Annotated in this window: 14 protein-coding genes; 7 read left to right on the forward strand and 7 right to left on the reverse strand. The window is 74.5% G+C overall.

Annotated elements, in window-relative coordinates; all coding sequences use genetic code 11:
• Positions 1-267: 267 nt before the first annotated feature.
• Positions 268-2,082 (forward strand): hypothetical protein, encoded by a 1,815-nt coding sequence (locus AB0B83_RS15500; protein WP_357578756.1) that lies wholly within the window; start codon positions 268-270, stop codon positions 2,080-2,082.
• Positions 2,082-3,905 (forward strand): hypothetical protein, encoded by a 1,824-nt coding sequence (locus AB0B83_RS15505; protein ID WP_357578757.1) that lies wholly within the window; start codon positions 2,082-2,084, stop codon positions 3,903-3,905. The genes AB0B83_RS15500 and AB0B83_RS15505 overlap by 1 nt, the downstream gene beginning before the upstream one ends.
• Positions 3,906-3,909: 4 nt before the next feature.
• Here the strand turns inward: AB0B83_RS15505 and AB0B83_RS15510 are convergent, their stop codons facing one another.
• Positions 3,910-5,769 carry a glycosyltransferase family 87 protein gene (locus AB0B83_RS15510; RefSeq protein ID WP_357578788.1) on the reverse strand — a complete coding sequence of 620 codons (1,860 nt, stop codon included), beginning with the start codon at positions 5,767-5,769 and terminating at the stop codon, positions 3,910-3,912.
• A gap of 119 nt (positions 5,770-5,888) precedes the next feature.
• Between AB0B83_RS15510 and AB0B83_RS15515 the strand changes: the two genes are divergently transcribed.
• Positions 5,889-7,175, forward strand: coding sequence for a PQQ-binding-like beta-propeller repeat protein (locus tag AB0B83_RS15515; protein ID WP_357578758.1), 1,287 nt, complete (start codon positions 5,889-5,891; stop codon positions 7,173-7,175).
• A 34-nt stretch (positions 7,176-7,209) separates the two neighbouring features.
• Here the strand turns inward: AB0B83_RS15515 and AB0B83_RS15520 are convergent, their stop codons facing one another.
• The gene (locus AB0B83_RS15520) at positions 7,210-8,505 is read right to left on the reverse strand and encodes a C39 family peptidase (RefSeq protein WP_357578759.1); all 1,296 of its coding nucleotides are present in this window, start codon (positions 8,503-8,505) and stop codon (positions 7,210-7,212) included.
• Positions 8,506-8,652: 147 nt separating this feature from the next.
• Here AB0B83_RS15520 and AB0B83_RS15525 point away from each other — a divergent pair, with 147 nt between their 5' ends.
• From AB0B83_RS15525 to AB0B83_RS15540, 4 genes are all read left to right on the forward strand, one after another.
• Positions 8,653-9,330, forward strand: a complete 678-nt coding sequence (locus AB0B83_RS15525) for a response regulator transcription factor (protein ID WP_357578760.1) — start codon at positions 8,653-8,655, stop codon at positions 9,328-9,330.
• Positions 9,331-9,463: 133 nt separating this feature from the next.
• Positions 9,464-10,633, forward strand: coding sequence for a HAMP domain-containing sensor histidine kinase (locus AB0B83_RS15530; protein ID WP_151452474.1), 1,170 nt, complete (start codon positions 9,464-9,466; stop codon positions 10,631-10,633).
• A 167-nt stretch (positions 10,634-10,800) separates the two neighbouring features.
• Positions 10,801-11,115, forward strand: coding sequence for a VOC family protein (locus AB0B83_RS15535; RefSeq protein WP_357578761.1), 315 nt, complete (start codon positions 10,801-10,803; stop codon positions 11,113-11,115).
• Positions 11,112-11,498, forward strand: a complete 387-nt coding sequence (locus AB0B83_RS15540) for a VOC family protein (protein ID WP_151452467.1) — start codon at positions 11,112-11,114, stop codon at positions 11,496-11,498. The genes AB0B83_RS15535 and AB0B83_RS15540 overlap by 4 nt, the downstream gene beginning before the upstream one ends.
• Positions 11,499-11,551: 53 nt before the next feature.
• On the opposite strand, the gene AB0B83_RS15545 is transcribed toward AB0B83_RS15540, so the two are convergent.
• The 5 genes from AB0B83_RS15545 to AB0B83_RS15565 form a co-directional block, all read right to left on the reverse strand.
• Positions 11,552-12,448, reverse strand: a complete 897-nt coding sequence (locus AB0B83_RS15545; RefSeq protein ID WP_357578762.1) for a hypothetical protein — start codon at positions 12,446-12,448, stop codon at positions 11,552-11,554.
• A gap of 107 nt (positions 12,449-12,555) precedes the next feature.
• Positions 12,556-13,635: a hypothetical protein gene (locus AB0B83_RS15550; protein ID WP_357578763.1), complete on the reverse strand. Its 1,080-nt coding sequence runs from the start codon at positions 13,633-13,635 to the stop codon at positions 12,556-12,558.
• Between the two features lie 159 nt (positions 13,636-13,794).
• Positions 13,795-15,864, reverse strand: coding sequence for a 3-hydroxyacyl-CoA dehydrogenase NAD-binding domain-containing protein (locus AB0B83_RS15555; protein WP_357578764.1), 2,070 nt, complete (start codon positions 15,862-15,864; stop codon positions 13,795-13,797).
• Positions 15,861-17,057, reverse strand: a complete 1,197-nt coding sequence (locus AB0B83_RS15560) for a thiolase family protein (protein WP_151457454.1) — start codon at positions 17,055-17,057, stop codon at positions 15,861-15,863. The genes AB0B83_RS15555 and AB0B83_RS15560 overlap by 4 nt, the downstream gene beginning before the upstream one ends.
• 155 nt (positions 17,058-17,212) lie before the next feature.
• Positions 17,213-18,541: a ribonuclease D gene (locus AB0B83_RS15565; protein ID WP_357578765.1), complete on the reverse strand. Its 1,329-nt coding sequence runs from the start codon at positions 18,539-18,541 to the stop codon at positions 17,213-17,215.
• Positions 18,542-18,705: the final 164 nt, after the last annotated feature.

Genomic DNA, 18,705 nt, shown 5'->3' on the forward strand with positions numbered 1-18,705 from the left:
GCCCCCTTGATCGCCTCAGCCGTCGTTCAACGGAAAGCGCCATAGTACGAGATGTCGGATCACCGGGACGCGCCACCTCGCCCACCGTCCGTGCGCAGGTCGCGGGCGGTGGCCGACCCCGACCACAGAGGACACTGCCGTGGTTTCAGGGTGAATGTCCCGCTCGGGTAGACTCCGCCGACTGTGACGCCTGCCGAGACCCGCGCCGAATCCTGGTCGGAATCCGACGCCGCCGCGGCCCCCGCGTCCGAACCCGTGGCGCCGCCCGTGGCCACCACCGAAGCGACCGACGCCGCCGCCCCCTCCGGCGAGGCCGGCGGGGCGGACGGCGCGGCCCGGCCCCGGCGGTGGACCCGGCGACGGCAGGACCTCACGGTCTTCGGCCTGTTCCTGCTCGCCGCGGTGTGGGTCACCAGTCAGATCTGGGTGGATCCGGCCGGCCGGGTGGCCTCGCTCTACAGCAGCGACCCGGCCCAGGTGCAGTTCTTCCTCGCCCACTCGGTACGCGTGGTGCTGCACGGCGAGTTCCCGTTCTTCACCGAGCAGTTCAACTACCCCGACGGGGTCAACCTGATGGCCAACACGGCCATCCTCGCGCTGGGCATCCCAATGGTGCCGGTGACGCTGCTCTTCGGGCCGGCCGTGACCTTCGTGGTGCTGGTCACGCTCGCGCTCGCCGGCACGGCCTCGGCCTGGTACTTCGTGCTCTCCCGGCACGTCGTGCGCAGCCCGCTGGCGGCGGCCGTCGGCGGCTGGTTCTGCGGGTTCTCGCCGGCGATGCTGTCGCACGCCAACTGGCACCCCAACATCATCTCGCAGTTCCTGCTGCCGTTCATCGTCTGGCGGGTGCTGGTCATCACCCGGTCCCGGCGGCCGTGGCGCGACGGCGTGCTGCTCGCCCTGATGGTCACCGCCCAGGCGTTCATCAACGAGGAGATCCTGCTCTTCACGGCGCTCGCCTGCGGGGTGTTCCTGCTCGCCGTGCTCGCCCAGCGGCCCGGGCTCTGGTCGGCGGCGTGGCGACCGCTGGCCAAGGCCCTCGCGATCTGCACCGTGCTCGCCGGGTCGCTGCTGGCGTACCCGCTCTACGTCCAGTTCGCCGGGCCGATGGCGTACCACGGCCTGAGCGACGCGGTCCGCGACTACGGCAACGACATCGCGGCCTTCTTCGCGCCCGGCTCGCCGACGATCGGCGGCGACGAGCGCGCCAACGTCAACCTCGCGCCGAACTACTCGGAGGAGAACGCCTTCTTCGGTTGGAGCCTCGCCCTGATGGCCGTCGGCATCGTGGCCTGGCTGCGCCGGGAGATGCTGGTCCGGGCGCTCGCCGCGACCGGGGCGTTCTTCGCGGTGCTTTCCCTCGGCGAGCGGGTGTCCTGGTGGCACCGGGAGCTGCTCACCGGGCCCTGGGAGTGGCTGGTCCGGCTGCCGCTGCTCGACGCGGTGGTGCCCACCCGCTTCGGCCTGATCACCAGCGTGGTGGTGGGCATCCTGCTGGCGCTCGCCGTCGAGCGCTCCCGGACGCTGCCGGTCGAGCGGCGGACGCTGCGTACGCTCACCGTGGCCGGTCTCGTCCTCGCGCTGCTGCCGATCGCGCCGATGCCGCTGAAGGTGACCTCCCGCCCGCCCGTACCGGACTTCATCACCGCCGACCGGTGGCGCGGCTACGTCGGTGAGGACCAGACGCTGGTGCCGATCCCGGTGCCGAACATGGGGCACACCCACGGCATGCGCTGGGCCGCCTCCACCAACCTCGACTTCAAGATCCCCGGCGGCTACTTCCTGGCGCCGCGCAACGGCAACACCGGCGACCCCGGCCGCTTCGGCGGCCGACCCAGCGGCGTCGGGCGGCTGCTGGAGGAGGTCGCCTCGACCGGCCGCATCCCGAAGCTGGACGACCGGCAGCGCCGCCGCTCGCTCGACGAGCTGCGGCACTGGCGGGCGGCCATCCTGGTGCTCCCGGTCGGCCAGCACCACTCCGAGCAGCTGCGGCGCACCGTCGAGCAGCTGGTCGGTCCCGGCCGCCGGGAGCTGGACGTCTGGGTCTGGGACGTCCGGGCGCTGACCGACCAGCCGACCTGATGACCGCCCCGGCGGCGACCGGCACCGCCGGGGTGGCACCCGCCCGGCGGTCCCGCCGGCTGCCGGTACGTGCGCCGGACGCGCTGGTCGTCGCCGGCTACGTAGCCCTGGCCGTGCTGCTGACCCTCGGTCAGTGGGGTCGCCCGGGGCGGCTGTTTCACCAGGCGGGGGACCAGGTCCTCTTCGAGTGGATGCTGGCCCGCGCGGCGCGGGCGGTGACGGGCCTGGAGAACCCGCTGTACAGCGGGGAGCTGAACGCCCCGGACGGGGTGAACCTGATGGCCAACACCTCGGTGCTGGGCCTGGGCGTGCCGCTGACGCCGGTCACCCTGCTCTTCGGCTCGCAGGTCGCGTTCCTGGTGGCCGTGGTCTGCTGCCTCGCAGGCACGGCGACCGCCTGGTACGCGGTGCTGCGCCGCCGGCTCGTCGACTCCCGGGCGGCGGCGGCCGTCGGCGGGCTCTTCTGCGGCTTCGCCCCCGGCATGGTCGCGCAGGCAGGGGCGCACCTGCACATGGCGGCGCAGTTCCTGGTGCCGGTGATCCTGGCGCTGGTGTTCCACCCGGACCCGCGCCGGGTGTGGCGGCACGGGACACTGCTCGGGCTGCTGGTGGCGTACCAGCTCTTCCTCGGCGAGGAGGTGCTGGCCTTCCTGGTCCTCGCCGCCGGGACGTTCGCGCTGGCGTACGCGGCGGCCGACCGGGAGAGTGCGCGTCGGCGGGCGCCGGCGCTGCTCGGCCGCCTCGCGGTCGGGGTGGCGGTGGCGCTGCCGCTGCTGGCGTACCCGCTGTGGTTCCAGTTCTTCGGCCCGGGCCACTACCGGGGGATGCCCTTCCACGCGTACGGCTACCAGCTCGACGCCGCGTCCTTCACCGCCTCGGCGCGGCAGACGGTGCTCGGCGACGACCACCTGCCCGGCCTGCTCGCGCCGAACCCCACCGAGGAGAACTCCTTCTTCGGCCCGGGGCTGCTGGTGCTCGCCGTGGTGATCGTGATCTGGCTGTGGCGCCGCCCGCTGGTCCGCGCGTTGGCCGCCTGCGGGCTGCTCTTCGCGCTGCTCTCGCTGGGCGAGCAGGTCCGCCTGGACGGCACGTCCACCGGCATCCCCGGGCCGTACCGGCTGGTCGCCGAGCTGCCGCTGCTCGACCACGCGGTGCCGGCGCGTTTCCCGCTGGTCTGCGTCCCGGTGCTGGGCATCCTGCTCGCCCTCTCCCTGGATCGGCTGCGCGCCGATGCCGGGGCCGGGGCGGACCGGCTGCGCGCCGATGTCGGGGCCCCGGCCCGGGTGGGTGCCGTGCCGGTGCGGCTGCTCTGGGGCGGGGCGGTGGCCGCCGCGCTGCTGCCGCTGATCCCCACCCCGATCCGGACCGTGCCGGCCTGGCCCGTGCCGGCGTACGTGGCCGAGGGCGGCTGGCGGCCCCACGTGCCGCCGGGCCGGACCCTGGTCCCGGTGCCGCCGGTGACCGGCGCGGGGCTCAGCCCGGCGATGCTCTGGTCGGCCCGCACCGGGCTGGCCTTCCCGGCCCCGGGCGGCTACTTCATCGGCCCCCGGAGCGCCGACGAGCCGGCCGCCCGGTGGGGCGCCCCGGACCGCCCCACCGCCGAGCTGTTGCGCCGGGTGGCCGAGACCGGCGAGGTGCCGGTGGTCACCGACGAGCACCGCCGGCAGGCGGTCGAGGACCTGCGGCACTGGCGCGCCGCCCTGGTGGTGCAGGGTGGACTGCACCACGGCGAGCCGGTGCGCCGTACGCTCGACGCGCTGCTCGGGCCCGGCCGGGAGGTGGCCGGCGCCCACGTCTGGGACGTCCGCCCGCTGGTGGGCTGACGGCTCAGCCGACGAGCGGCCGGACGTCCCAGAGCCACACGTCGTCGACGCGCTGGGGCGGGCCGATCAGCGCGGTCATCAGCTCGCGCAGGACCGTCTCGCGGGGATGCGCGCCGAGGACCACCACGGACGCGCGCCAGAAGCGCAGGTCCTCGACGGCCTGGCGGCGGTTCTCCTCCGTCAGCGCGGGGACGGCGTTCTTGTCCATCGTGGAGTAGATCAGGGTGCTGGTCGGACGGTTGGGCGCGCCGAAGACGCCCTCGCCCAGCTCGTTCGGCCCGATGAAGTAGCCGCCCGGGATCGGGAACGCGTGCTGCGTCAGCGCGCTCCAGCGCAGCGTGGGCAGGCCGTGCACGTTGCTCGGGATCGGCACCGGCACCAGGGTCCGGCCCTCCGGCACGTACGGGCGCCAGCCGCCGGCGGTGATGAAGTGCGGCGGCGGGTCGACGGGCTCCGCGGGCAGCGGACGCGGGAACAGCGGCAGCACGGCGAGCGCGACGGCCGCGTACCCGACCGGCCGGAGCCAGCGGCGGCGCGGCCCGGCGGCGTCGGCGCCGGCCGCGCGGTCGTCGCCGTCGGAGCCGGCGCGGGGGGCCGGCACCGGCGGGCGGCCGCTGCCGGCGACGGTGTCCCAGGCCAGGGCGAGCAGCACGCCGAGCGCCGCCGCCACCACCAGGGCCAGCCGGGTCGGCATCATCATCTCGACCAGCGGCAGGTCGTCGGAGACGTAGGCCCACGGGCCGTCCGTCTCCGTCTCCACCCCGTTGATCCGCACCTTCGGGCCGATCGAGGCCACCGTGAAGACCACCACCAGCACCGCGAGGATGCGGGCGGCGAGCGAGCGGCGGACCAGCAGCACCAGCGCCACCAGCGACAGCAGCACCAGCGGCCAGCCGAACCAGGTGTTCTGCTCGGTCAGGCCGATGGTCTTCTCCACCGCCTCGTCGCCGGCCACGGTGTCGCGGGCGAAGGTGACGAAGGCGGCCAGGTCCTCGCCCCAGCTGTGGAACACCCCGCCCTGCAATCCCCGGTAGGACTGCGGGCCGTTGAACTGGAACCAGATCGGGTAGGCCGTCAGCAGCAGCGCCAGAGCGCCGCCCACGCCGAGCGCGGCGGCGAAGGTGCCGGCCACCGCCCGCGTCCGCGCCGGCCGCATGATCGCGTACGCGAGCACGACGACCAGGCAGGCCAGCGCGGTGAGCAGCAGCATCTCCTCGTTGATGAAGATCTGGTACGCCACCAGCAGGCCGAGCACGACGCCGTTGCGCCGCCACCGGCCGGGCTCGCCGAGCCGGAGCACCCGCACCACGATCAGCGGCAGCAGGAAGTTCGAGACGAAGTTGGGCTGGCCGTTGGCGTGGTGCACGATGCCCGGCGCGAAGCCGAGGAACGCGCCGCCGACGAAGGCCGCCGCGCGCGAGCGCACCAGGTGCCGCGACAGCATCCAGTACGACGTGCCGGCGGTCGCGGCCAGCGCGCCGCCCAGGTAGAGCGCGTACATGACCTGCGGGCCGAGGAGCATGGTCAGCGGCGCCAGCGGCAGCGTCACCCCGAGCAGCGAGGTGTTCGCCATCATGTTCACCCCGTCCGGGGCGTTCTGCCGCTCGGTGAACAGCGGGTTCTCCAGGTGCCGCACCGAGTACGCGCCGTGCGAGAAGAGCCACTCGAACCAGCTGTGGTCGGTGGGCAGGTGCGACGACACCCGGTTCTGCACGTCGACCCAGTAGTTCAGGCACACGAAAACGCCGAGCAGGACATAGGCTCCGATGGCCAGTACGTCGGCGCGGGAGGGCCTGCGCCGGGGCCGGCGCGTCGGCTCGCCCGCGACGGGCTCGGAGACGGAGTTCAGCGAGGGATCAACCACCGGCACAGCCACGACGCGCCATCGTACAGGCGCTCCGGCGTCGCTTTTGCCTCAGCCGGTGCCCCCACGGTCGATTTGCCGGCCCGCCGGAGGCCACGGTGTGACGGGGAGGACGCCACGTGACGCTCATCGACCTCGGCGAGGTACGCGACGAGCCGGGCCGCGAGGCGCCGCCGCCCCGCCCGCCGCGCGCCGTCGGCCGCCCGGTGCGGGTCGCGCTGGCGCTCGCGTTCCTCGTGGCCACCGTGGCGGCGGCCGCCCCGGTGCCGGCCCGGGTCGGGCTCGTCGTGCCGGCCCGGCTCGGGTCGGAGGCGTTCCTGCACGGCGACCGGCTCTACGTCGTCGAGCCGGCCGAGGGGGAGCCCGAGGGGACCGTCGAGGTGCGGGCGTACGCCCTGCCCGAGCGGGCGCCGGCCGACGCCGCCCCGCCCACCCCGGTGTGGCGCTCCCGGGTCGCGGGGGCGGGCCGGTTCTGGCAGGTCCAGACCGGGCCGGGGTCGGTGCTCTTCTCGGTCACCGGGGACCAGGACGACGGGCAGACGATCGCCCTGGACGCCGCGACCGGCCGCGGGCTCTGGCGGCAGCCCGGCTACCCCTGGTGGGACCCGGCCGGGATCCTGCTGATGCAGACCGGCGGGGAGGAGGGCGGCGCCGTGCGGTCGGTGGATCCGGCCTCCGGGCGGGCCCTCTGGTCGGTGCCGACGACGCGCGGGGGCGCGACGTACAGTCTCCGCGACGGGCGGGTCGAGCGGATCGTCCTGGTCCCCGCCGAGGGGCGGGTCGAGGTGCGCGACCCCCGCTCCGGCGCCCTGGTGCACTCGGCGGACCTGGGCCTCGACGAGGCCTCCGGGCACGTGGTGGTGGCGTACGACCTGCTACTGGTCGTCCGGCCGACGGCGGGCATGGTGACCGCCTACGGGCTGGACGGGCTGCGGCGGCGGTGGGAGGCGCGCGTCCCCATGGTGGAGCACGTCACCGAGTGCGGCGAGCTGTTGTGCGTGCCCGGGGGAAACAGGTTCGTCGCGCTCGACCCGGCGACCGGCGCGCTCCGGTGGGTCGGCGGGCGGTGGTTCGGGGTGCTGTCGGCACAGGGTGGCCGGCTCCTGGCGGTCGCGCCCGGGCCCCTCGGCGACCGGTTGGGCGTGCTCGACGCGGCCACCGGTCGGGAAGTGGCCGACCTGGGCAGCTGGCAGCTGATGACCTGGCACGCCGACGAACGGATCCTGGCCGTGCGGCCGGCCGCCGCCGGTGGCGGGGTGGTGGTCGCCGAGTTGGACGTCGCCGAGGGCCGGGCCCGGGTGCTGGACGTGCTCCGCGGCGCGTCCGGGGACTGCCGCAGCCGGGCCGACACGGTGGTGTGCCGGCTGCAGACCGGCGAGCTCGGCGTCTGGCGCTATCCCGGTTGAGCCGCCGCGCGTCCGGTGCGTGGACGCCGCCGGATCACCAGTTGGGCTGCTCCGGCGCCGGGGGGAGCGGCACGCCGGGCGGCCGGAGCACGTACGCCACCCCGCCGCTCCCACCCTGCCAGGCGGCCTCGAACCGGTCCCGGTCGACGGTCCGGCGCACCGCGTCGTCGTCCGGGGCGTACGGGTCGTTGAGCACCGGCGCGCCCATGGCGGTGAAGCCCACCAGCACCATCAGGTGCCCGGCGGTGTCGTAGTCCAACCCGGGCACCTCGCCAGACTTGAACGCGGCGGAGACGATCAGCGGGATGCCGGTGGCCACGAACGCCTCCGCCTCGGCCAGCGACCGCAGCCGGGTGACGAAGGCGTCCACCCCGTGCAGGCCCGCGTACGCGGTGTTGAACGCCCAGTTGCCGGCCCCGGCGAAGGCGTGGTCGTAGCAGTGTCGCGCGGCGTGCACCACCACCGGGCGGGGGCCGGCCGGAGCCACCCAGGCGTACCGGGTCGGGGCCGGGGCGGCGTCCCAGAAGGCCAGCACCATCGAGGTGCAGGTGGGGCTGCACCAGGCGTCCCCGCCGCCACCCCACTGCGGGTGGGTGCCGGCGTGCAGCCGCTGCGAGTAGCGCGGCACGTCCAGCACCGTGCCCCAGGCGGCCGGCGCCGTCGCGGCGGACCCACCGGCAGGGGCCGGACCCGGGGCGCGGGACCCGGGCCCGGTGACCGGGGCGGGCCCGGCCGTCACCGGCGGGGAGCCCGCTGCGGTGGGCCGGGACGGCCCGACCGCTGCCGTCGGGCGCGGGCCCGCGGCGACCGCCCCGACCGCGCGCAGCACCGGGGTCGTGTCGGCGTCCTCGGGCCGGAGCAGGGTCACCCGGACCTGCCAGCCGGTGACGGTCGCGTCCGTCACCACCAGCGTGTCCGTGTCCACCCGGGCGTCGGCGTCGCGCTGCCCGGGCACGGACGTCCGGCGGATCGCGTGGTCGTCGGCCGCCCAGTCGGCGAGGACGTACCACCCGGTGGCCGGCGCGTCGTCGTGCCAGCCCCGCAGCTCCACCCGCAGCCAGCAGTCGCCGGGGGTGTCCCCGGTCCACGAGGGCACCACGTCGCGCACGGCGAAGCCGACCGGCACGGGCGGGGACGTCCAGCTGCCGGCCGCGTACCGGCGGGTGCGGCCGTCGGCGTCGGTGTGGTCGAGCCGGTCGGCCGGGTCGGCCAGTTCGAGGCCGCGTCCGCCCGCGCGCAGCCCGGACAGGCTGCCCAGCCCGGCGTCGCCGGGAAGGCGGAAGCCCCGGTAGGTGACGTCCCGTCGGATCGTCGGCGCCGCGTCGGTCATGCGTCTTCCCGTCCGTCGTGAAGGTTGCCGCCAGCAGCATTGCGTACGACGAAGGTTTTCTGCAACGGGGTCGGGCCGGGACGGCGGGTGCGGCCCGGTTTGGCTGCCGGCACTAGGTTGTGGGTGGTCAGGGGCGAGGAGGCCGGGATGCGGGTACTGGTGGTCGAGGACGAGCGCAACCTCGCCGACGCGATCGCGCGGGGGCTGCGCAAGCGGGGGATGGCGGTGGACGTCGCCTACGACGGCGACAGCGGCCACGAGATGGCGTTCGTCACGCGGTACGACGTGGTGGTGCTCGACCGGGACCTGCCCGGCGTGCACGGTGACCAGATCTGCGCCGAGCTGGCCGCCTCCGGCACGCTCACCCGGGTGCTGATGCTGACCGCCAGCGGCACCGTCGCCGACCGGGTGGAGGGGCTGCAACTCGGCGCGGACGACTACCTGCCGAAGCCGTTCGCCTTCGACGAGCTGGTCGCCCGGGTGCAGGCGCTCGGCCGGCGGGCCACCCCGGCCGCGCCGCCGGTGCTCGAACTCGCCGACCTGGTCCTCGACCCGGCCCGCCGGGTGGCCACCCGCAGCGGCCAGCCGGTCGACCTGACCAACAAGGAGTTCGGCGTGCTCTGCGAGCTGCTCAAGGCGCGCGGCGCGGTGGTCTCCAGCGAGGAGCTGCTGGAACGGGTCTGGGACGCCAACACCGATCCGTTCACCACGATCGTCCGGGTCACCGTGATGACGCTGCGCAAGAAGCTCGGCGACCCGCCGCTGATCGAGACGGTGGTCGGTGCGGGCTACCGCACGGCGGAGGCGGGGGCGGGGGCGCTGTGAGCGTGAGGAGTGAGCCGGGTTTGCGAGCCCCGCAGTCGCGAACGAAGGTGGCGCTGTGAGCGCGAGGAGTGAGCCGGTCCTGCGAGCCCCGCAGTCGCGGACGAAGGCTGGTGCCGCGAACCGGCGGGCCCGGCTGCGGCCCACGCTGCGGCTGCGGCTGACCCTGCTCAACGGGGTGCTGCTTGTCGGCGCGGGCGCGATCCTGGTGCTGCTGGCCTGGCTGCTGGTCCGCGACGCGCTGCGCCCGACCGACGAGCTGCTGCCCGGCACCGTGGTGGTGCTGGCGGACGGCCGGTCGCTGGACGCCGCGCAGTGGCAGCGCCAACTGGTCGACGCCGCCAGCGCGGAGCTGCTGGTCAAGGGCCTGGTGGCGCTGCTGGCGATCAGCGTCGTCGGGGTGGCCGGCGCGTACGCGGTCGCCGGCCGGGCGCTGCGCCCGCTGCACCAGGTCACCGCCACCGCCCGCCGGTTGGGCGAGACCACCCTGGACCAGCGGATCGGCTATTCGGGCGCCGACGACGAGGTGGCCGAGCTGGCGGAGACCTTCGACGAGATGCTGGACCGCATCGCCGCCGCGTTCGAGGCGCAGAAGCGCTTCGTGGCCAACGCCTCGCACGAGCTGCGGACCCCCCTCGCGGTGATGCGTACCGAGATCGACGTGACGCTCAGCGACGACGAGGCGGACGCCGCCGAGTACCGCCGGATGGCCACCGTGGTCCGGGACGCCTCCGAGCGGGCCAACGGGCTGGTCGACGCCCTGCTGGTGCTCGCCCGCAGCGAGGCCCAGGCGGGTCGCCGGCTGGGCCGCCGCACCGAGTGCGACCTCGCCGCCGGCACCGCCAACGCCCTGTCGGCGGTACGCCGGGAGGTCGAGCGGATCAAGCTGCGGGTGCAGACCTCGCTGGAGTCAGCGCCGGTCGTCGGCGATCCCGGGCTGCTGGACCGGCTGGCCGGCAACCTGATCGAGAACGCGATCCGCTACAACCACCTGCACGGCCGGGTCTGGGTGCGTACCGGGTCGGACGGGTGCCGGTCGTGGCTGGTGGTGGGCAACACCGGTTTCGAGGTGGACCAGGCCGACGTGCCCGGCCTGTTCGAGCCGTTCCGGCGCGGCGGCCGGGAGCGTACCGGCGCGCGCGGCTCCGGCCTCGGGCTCTCGATCGTGCGGGCGGTCTGCGACGCGCACGGCGGCACCGTGAAGGTGGTCGCCCAGACCGGTGGCGGGCTGGAGGTCACGGTGACCCTGCCGGCGGCGGAGGCGGCCCCGGCGGTCACCGCCCAGGAGCCGGCCGCCCGGCGGTGACGGGCCACCCCGGGGTTGCGGGGAGTACGGGCCCGATGGAAGGATCACGGCGTCAGCTCGAGAACCGGAGGGGGGTGCGTCGATGTTCACCGTCATGATCTCCGCGCCCCGTCTCGCCGGCTGACCCTCACGCACGCGGGGCGCCTCATCCCCAGCGGAGGAACTCCGTGTATCCACGGATCCACAACAGCAGTTTCGACTGTCACGACACCTACGCCCTCTCCGGCTCCTGGCCGGCGCTGCCCGGGTACGCCCGGCACGCCGACGACGCCCCCGGCGGTCCGGAGGCGGCGCTGCCAGCGCCGGACGGCACCACCCCGCACGTCTTCTTCCCACAGGTCCCCGTGGCCGGGTCGGTGAAGGACCGGGCGCGCTTCCGTCTCGAACCGGCCGGCCGGACCCGAACGCGGGAGGCCGAGCGGATGCTCGGCGTCGGCGCGACGGAGCGGGCGGGTACGACCATCGAGGAGGAACACCCGTGAGCGCACGGATCCACAACGTCTGCATCGACTGCCGCGACACGTACGCGCTGTCCGGCTTCTGGGCGCAGGTCTTCGACTGCCCCCGCCAGCCGGACGACTTCCCCGGCGACCCGGAGGCCATGCTGCTGCCCCCGGGAGGACCGGAGGTGCTCTTCGTCGCGGTGCCGGACGGCAAGGAGGTGAAGAACCGCCTCCACCTCGACCTGGAGCCCACGGACCGGACCCGGGACGAGGAGGTCGCGCGCCTGGTGGGCATCGGTGCCACCCAGGTCGCCGACCAGCGCCGCCCCGACGGTTCGGGCTGGGTGGTGCTCGCCGACCCGGAGGGCAACGAGTTCTGCGTGCTGCGCAGCGCCGCCGAGCGGGCCGCCACGGCGGGCTGACGCGAAAGGGGCCCGTCCACCGTCGTGGGCGGGCCCCCGCGCTGCCGTACGGGTCAGGACTTCTGCTCGACCTGTCCCCGGATGGTGGCGAACTCGGCGTGGGCCTGCTGGCCCGTCTTGAAGTAGACGATGACCATGCCGACGCTGCCCTTGTCGCTCCACACGCAGACGCCGAGCGGCACGTCCTGCGCCTTGGCGTCGCCGCACTTGGCCTCGCCGCCGAGCGGCCCCGGATCCACGGTCTTCATCTCGCCCAGCCGCACGTCGCTGGTGCGCGCGCCCCTGATGGTGTCCTCGAGCGTCTTGGCCGGGTCCGGGTTCAAGCCGGACGCGGCGGCGATCATCACGAGGTCTTTGCCGTTGAGGGTGCCGTAGAACTCGCCGACGGTGCTGCTGGCGCCGGGGATCGTCTTGTTGAGTTCCGCCTCGAGCTCCCGGGCGCCGGCCTGGAGGGTCGGGTCCGTCGCCCTGGGCCGCCCGGCGAGGGTCGCCGGCGCGACGACCCGGGTCCGGGTGGCGTCGACGGTCTCCTTCACGTCGTCCTTGACGGCGAAGGCGACGATCGCCGCGCCGCCCAGGCAGAGCACCAGCACCACGGCGAGCGAGATCAGCACGATCTTGCCGGCGTTCGACTTCCGCGGCGCCGGCGGGCCGCCGTACGCCCCCGACCCGCCCCCGTACGGCGGCGGCCCGTACCCGCCGGGCTGCGAGGGCGGTGGCCCGTACGCGCCGGCCTGCGGTCCGTACCCGCCGGCTTGGGACGGTGGTCCGTACCCGCCGGGTTGTGCCGGCGGTGGTCCGTACCCGCCAACCTGCGACGGCGGCGGTCCGTATCCGCCGGGCTGTGCCGGTGGCGGCCCGTATCCGCCGGGCTGTGGCGGCGGGTACGAGCCGTACGGGCCGCCCCCGCCGTCCGGCGGCGGGTAGGAGTTGGCGGGTGGGTAGGACATCGGTCAGCTCCGGGTCTGCGCGAGGGAGATGGTGATTCGTGCGGCCCCGGCCACGCCCGACGCCCCGCGTCGGTCGTGGACGGCGGCGCGCACCGGGCGGGTGCCGGTCAGTACTTCTGCTCGATCTGGCTGCGGAAGGCGACGAACTCCGCCGCCGTGGCCGCCGAGGAGGAGAAGAACATCACGATGAGCCCGACGCTGCCGTGGTCGGCCCACGCGCAGACGCCCAGCGGCACGCCGGCCGACTCGCCGTCGCCGCACTTGGCCAGGCCGCCGAGCGGCCCGGGCGCGATGGTGGTCAACCGCTTGACGGCCAGGTCCTTCGAGATGCCCTTGACCGCGTCGTCGAGCTCCCGTTCCGGGTTGAGCACGAAGGTGCTGGCGGCGATCACCATGACCATGTTTCGCTCGTCGGCGCTGCCGTAGAAGGCACCGGCGACGCCGGTCTCGCCGCGTACCGAGGACCGCAGCTCGCGGACCATGTCGTCGGCGGCCTTCCGCAGGGTCGGCTCGGTGCTCTTCGGACGGCCCCCGAGGGTCTCCGGCGTGACGACCCTGATCTGCGGGGCGTCGCTGGACTCCGGCGACGGGGAGGCTTCGGACGAGGTGTCGGCGCTCGGCGTGGCGCTCGGCGCCGCCGCGGTCGGGGACGCGGTCGGCGTGGGCCTGGGGTCGGCGCCCTGATCGCCCTCGTACGCGAGGAAGGCGATGCCACCTCCGCCGAGGCAGAGCACCAGCAGCCCGACGATGCCGAGGGACAGCACCAGCTGGTGGGGCCTCGCCGGTCGGCCCGCGCCGGGAGGGGGCGGCGGGTAGCCGGCGTACGGGCTGGCCGGGAACCCGCCCTGCGGCGTCACGGGATAGCCACCGTACGGCTGGGTGGGGTGCGGCTGGGCCGACGTGGGACCGGGGTACGGCTGGCCCGAGGTGGGCCCCGGGTACGGCTGGGCGGACGTGGGCCCCGGGTACGGCTGGGCGGAGGTGGGTCCGGGGTGCGGCTGGGCCTGCGGGGGGTGGGGGTGCGGTGTGGTGGGCCAGCCGCCACCCGCCGGCGGCTGCCCGCCCGGCGGGGAGGCCCAGCCATCCGCAAGCGGTGCCGGGTAACCGTCCGGTCGCGGCGGATGGAAGTCGTAGTGGGCGTCGTGCTCCGGCTGCCCGGACCAGGGATCGACCGGCGGTGAGGACATGATCAGCTCCAGGCGAGGGTGCGAACGGGTGATCGTAGCCAGCCACGGCACGCTACCGCTGTCCCGACCCCGACCGTATCGGCCGCAACGACGAACGCGGTGGCCACCTCCATCCAAGCTGGACGGGGCAACCACCGCGAACGCGGGGGGCGGTGTGGATCAGGCGGGGAGGCTGGCCACCCCGTGCGGCAGGAACCGCTGGCCGGTGACCCGCTCCGAGGTGCCGGTCCGGTCCAGGTACGGCGTGATGCCGCCCAGGTGGAACGGCCAACCCGCGCCGAGGATCATGCACAGGTCGATGTCCTGCGCCTCGGCGACGACGCCCTCGTCGAGCATGAGCCGGATCTCCTGCGCCAGCGCGTCGAGCGCGTTCTGGCGCACCTGCTCGGCGGTCAGCGGCTGGTCGCCCACCACGAGCAGCTTGGCCACCTCGTCGTTGATCTGGTCGTCGACGACGATCGGCTGACCGGAGTCGGCGATCCGCTTGAGGTTCTCGCTCACGCCGAAGCGGTCCGGGAACGCGGCGTGCAGGGTGCCGCCCACGTGGTAGGCGACGGCCGGCCCGACGAGCTGGAGCAGGGCGAGCGGGCGCATCGGCAGGCCCAGCGGGTCCAGCGCGCTGTTGGCCACGTCCAGCGGGGTGCCCGCGTCCACGGCGGCGAAGACGGTGCCGAGGAAGCGGGTGAGCAGCCGGTTGACCACGAACGCCGGGGCGTCGGAGACCAGCACGGAGGACTTCTTCAGCTGCTTGCCGACCGCGAACGCGGTGGCGAGCGTGGCGTCGTCGGTGCGCTCGCCCCGGACGATCTCCAGCAGCGGCAGCACCGCGACCGGGTTGAAGAAGTGGAAGCCGACCACCCGCTCGGGGTGCTCCAGCTCCTCGGCCATCGCCGTGATCGACAGGGAGGAGGTGTTGGTGGCAAGCACCGCCTCCGGCTTGACGATCTTCTCCAGCTCGGCCCAGACCTGCTTCTTGACGGCGAGATCCTCGAAGACCGCCTCGATGACGAAGTCGGCATCGGCGAAGGCGCCCTTGTCGACAGAGCCGCTGACCAGGCCGTACAGCTTGGCGGCCGTGCCCTTGTCCATCCGGCCCTTGCTGACGGCCTTCTCGATCTGGGTGTGCACGTAGCCGACGCCCTTGTCGACCCGGGCCTGGTCCAGGTCGGTCATGACGACCGGCACCTGGAGGCGGCGGGCGAAGAGCAGGGCGAGCTGGCTGGCCATCAGGCCGGCGCCGACGATGCCCACCTTGGTGACCGGGCGGGCCAGCCCCTTGTCCGGCGCGCCGGCCGGCCGCTTGGCCCGCCGCTGCGCCAGGTCGAACGCGTAGAGGCCGCTGCGCAGCTCCTCGGAGAAGACCAGGTCCGCGAGGGCCTCGTCCTCGGCGGCGGTGCCGGTGGCGAAGTCGGCGTCCTTCGCCGTCTCCAGCAGGTCCAGCGCCTTGTACGCGGCCGGGACCGCGCCGTGCAGCCGCTGGTCGAGGGTCTGCCGGGCGAAGTAGAGCACGCCCGCCCACATGTCCTTGTCGACCTCGGGCCGGGTCACGGTGACCTCGCCCCGGACGACGCCGGCCGCCCACTCCAGGGACCGCTCCAGGAAGTCCGCCGGCTCCAGCAGCACGTCCGCGATGCCCATCTCGGCGGCCTGCTTCGGCTTGAGCATCTTGTTCTGCATCAGCGGGTTCTGGATGATCACCTGGGTCGCCGCCGGGATGCCGATCAGGTTCGGCAGCAGCTGGGTGCCGCCCCAGCCCGGGACGAGGCCGAGGAAGACCTCGGGCAGGGCCAGCGCCGCCGCACCGCCGGAGAGCGTCCGGTAGTGGCAGTGCAGCGCCAGCTCCAGGCCGCCACCCATCGCCGCGCCGTTGACGAAGGCGAAGGTCGGGACCTCGCTGTCCTTGAGCCGGGCGAAGACCCGGTGGCCGAGCCGCCCGATCTCCAGGGCCTGCTCGCGGTCGGCGAGCTGCGGGAGGCTGGTGAGGTCCGCGCCCACGCAGAAGACGTACGGCTTGCCGGTGACCGCGACGAACGCCGGGTTCGCGGCCAGGGCGGCGGTGATCGCCTCGTCCAGGCTGGTCAGGCCGCCCGGGCCGAAGCTGTTGGGCTTGGTGTGGTCGAAGCCGTTGTCGAGGGTGATCAGGGCGGCCGGCCGGTCCAGCCCCGGTACGTTCACCTGGCGCAGCAGCGCCCGGGTGACGACCTCGTTCGGTGCGGCGAGCGCGCTCACTTGTCTCCACCCTCCCAGTGCGGGTTCTCCCAGATGACCGTGCCGCCCATGCCGATGCCGATGCACATGGCGGTGACGCCGTAGCGGACCTCGGGGTGCTCGGCGAACTGCCGGGCGAGCTGGGTCATCAGCCGCACGCCCGAGGAGGCGAGCGGGTGGCCGATGGCGATCGCGCCGCCCCACGGGTTGACCCGCGGGTCGTCGTCGGCGATGCCGAAGTGGTCGAGGAAGGCGAGCACCTGCACGGCGAACGCCTCGTTCAGCTCGAACAGGCCGATGTCGTCGATGGTCAGGCCGGCGAGGCGCAGCGCCTTCTCCGTCGACGGGATCGGGCCGACGCCCATCACCTCGGGCTCGACGCCGACGAAGCCGAACGACACCAGCCGCATGGCGACCGGCAGGCCCAGCTCGCGGGCCACGTCCTCGGAGGCGAGCAGGCTGGCGGTGGCGCCGTCGTTCAGACCGGCCGCGTTGCCCGCGGTCACCTTGCCGTGCGGGCGGAACGGGGTCTTCAGGGTGGCGAGCTTCTCCAGCGAGGTGTCCCGGGGGGCCTCGTCGACAGTGGCCATGCCCCAGGCGTTCTCCTCGTCGCGGACCGCCACGGACACCAGGTCGTCCTGGAGCTTGCCGTTGGCGTACGCCTTGGCGGTCTTCTGCTGCGAGGCGAGCGCGAACGCGTCGGTGCGCGCCTTGGTGATGTGCGGGACCCGGTCGTGCAGGTTCTCCGCGGTCGCGCCCATGACCAGCGCGGACGGGTCGACGAGCTTCTCGGCGACGATCCGCGGGTTGGGGTCGACGCCCTCGCCCATCGGGTGGCGGCCCATGTGCTCGACGCCGCCGGCGATCGCGACGTCGTAGGCGCCCATGGCGATGCCGCTGGCGACGGTGGTCACCGCGGTCATGGCGCCGGCGCACATCCGGTCGATCGCGAAGCCGGGGACGGTCTTGGGCAGGCCCGCCAGCAGGGCGGCGGTCCGGCCGATGGTCAGGCCCTGGTCGCCGATCTGGGTGGTGGCGGCGATCGCGACCTCCTCGACCCGCTCCGGCGGCAGCTGCGGGTTACGGCGCAGCAGCTCGCGGATGCAGCGGATCACCAGGTCGTCGGCGCGGGTGTTGGCGTACATGCCACCCGCCTTGCCGAACGGGGTACGGACGCCGTCGACGAAGACGACATCCCGAACTTCACGGGGCACTTGAGCCTCCTCTTCGACCTGATCCGGCCTGGGTGCCGGCAGGCGGCACTACGGACCGGACGAAGGTCGCCGGCACGGGCGTGTTCCTCCGGATGCTACTCGCCAGTAACCAACACTGGCACCCGCCCCCGTGTGGCCCACCCCACACCGCCGGGTCAAGGGGCGGGGGGCGGATCGGTGAGGGCCTCCGTGAGGGCGGGAAGGAGCAGGGCGATCTGCCACTCGCGGGCGTTGAAACCCCGGAGGGTCTCCGCGACGGCCGCCTCCGTGACCTCCTCCGGGGGCACCCACGCCAGCCGGCGGATCGAGTCGGGGGCGATCAGGTTCTCCGGCGGCAGCTGGTGCGCGCCGGCGATCCGGACCACCACCTCCCGGCAGCGGGCCAGCCGGGCCGCCGCCACCGGGTCCCGTTCCGCCCAGCGGTGCGGCGGCGGGGGACCCTCGACCGTCGGGGCGACCGGCAGCGCGTCCTCGGGCAGATGCCGCGCGTCGTCGAGCGCGGCGAGCCAGGTGCGGGCCAGCCGGCGCACCGAGCGGCCACCGAAGCCGGGCAGGGTGAGCAGGGTCTTCTCGTCCCTCGGATCCAGCTCCGCCGCCGCGACGATGGCCGAGTCCGGCAGCACCCGCCCCGGGGCGGCGTCGCGCCGCGCGGCGATCTGGTCCCGCGCGTACCAGAGGGAACGGACGCGGGCCTGGGCCCGCGCGCCGCGCACCCGGTGGATGCCGGACGTGCGGCGCCACGGCTCGGCCCGCACCCTCGGCGGCCGGGCGCCGGTGCGCACCAGCGCGGCGAACTCCTCCGCCGCCCACGCGGACTTGCCCTGCCGGGCCAGCTCCTCGTCGAGCGCGTCGCGCAGGTCGACAAGCATCTCCACGTCGAGCGCGGCGTAGGTCAGCCAGGACTCCGGCAGCGGGCGGCTCGACCAGTCGGCCGCCGAGTGGTGCTTCTCCAGGCTGTAGCCGAGTAGCTGCTCGGTCAGCGCGGCGAGGCCGACCCGCTCGAATCCGGCCAGCCGGGCGGCCAGTTCGGTGTCGAACAGCCGGCGGGGCCGCAGCCCCAGCTCGGCCAGGCAGGGCAGGTCCTGGCTGGCGGCGTGCAGCACCCACTCGGCCTCGCCGATCACCGTGTCGAGGGCGCTCAGGTCGGGCAGCGGCAGCGGGTCGATCAGCGCCGTGCCGGAACCGGCCCGGCGCAGCTGCACCAGGTAGGCCCGCTGGCTGTAGCGGTAGCCGGAGGCGCGCTCGGCGTCGAGGGCGACGGGGCCGGTGCCTGCGGCGAAGCGGGCCACGACGTCGTCCAGCTCGCCGGGTGTCGCCGCCGGCTGGGGTGTGCCCTCGCGCGGGGCGGTCAGCGGAACGGGCCCGTCGGCGGTCGGTTCGGTCCCCGCGGCCTCCGGCTCCGGTCGGGCCGACGGCGGGTGGTGCGCATCGTTTCCCGTACGGCTTTCGGCGGGCCGACGGCGCAGGGGTGGTTCGTCGGTCACCTGACAACCCTAGTGCGCGACACGACGCGGTGGGTGAAGCCGGTCCGGTGTGTGTCGCCGGGCGACCGCCGGATGTCCTTCCGGGGCCGGACATAGGGGAAGACAAAGCCCGTTGACGCAGGTACGGTCCATCGGGCCGTTGCGCGGGTACGGCATCATCAGGG

It is taken from the genome of Micromonospora sp. NPDC049060, from assembly GCF_040649055.1.
Taxonomy (GTDB): domain Bacteria; phylum Actinomycetota; class Actinomycetes; order Mycobacteriales; family Micromonosporaceae; genus Micromonospora; species Micromonospora reichwaldensis.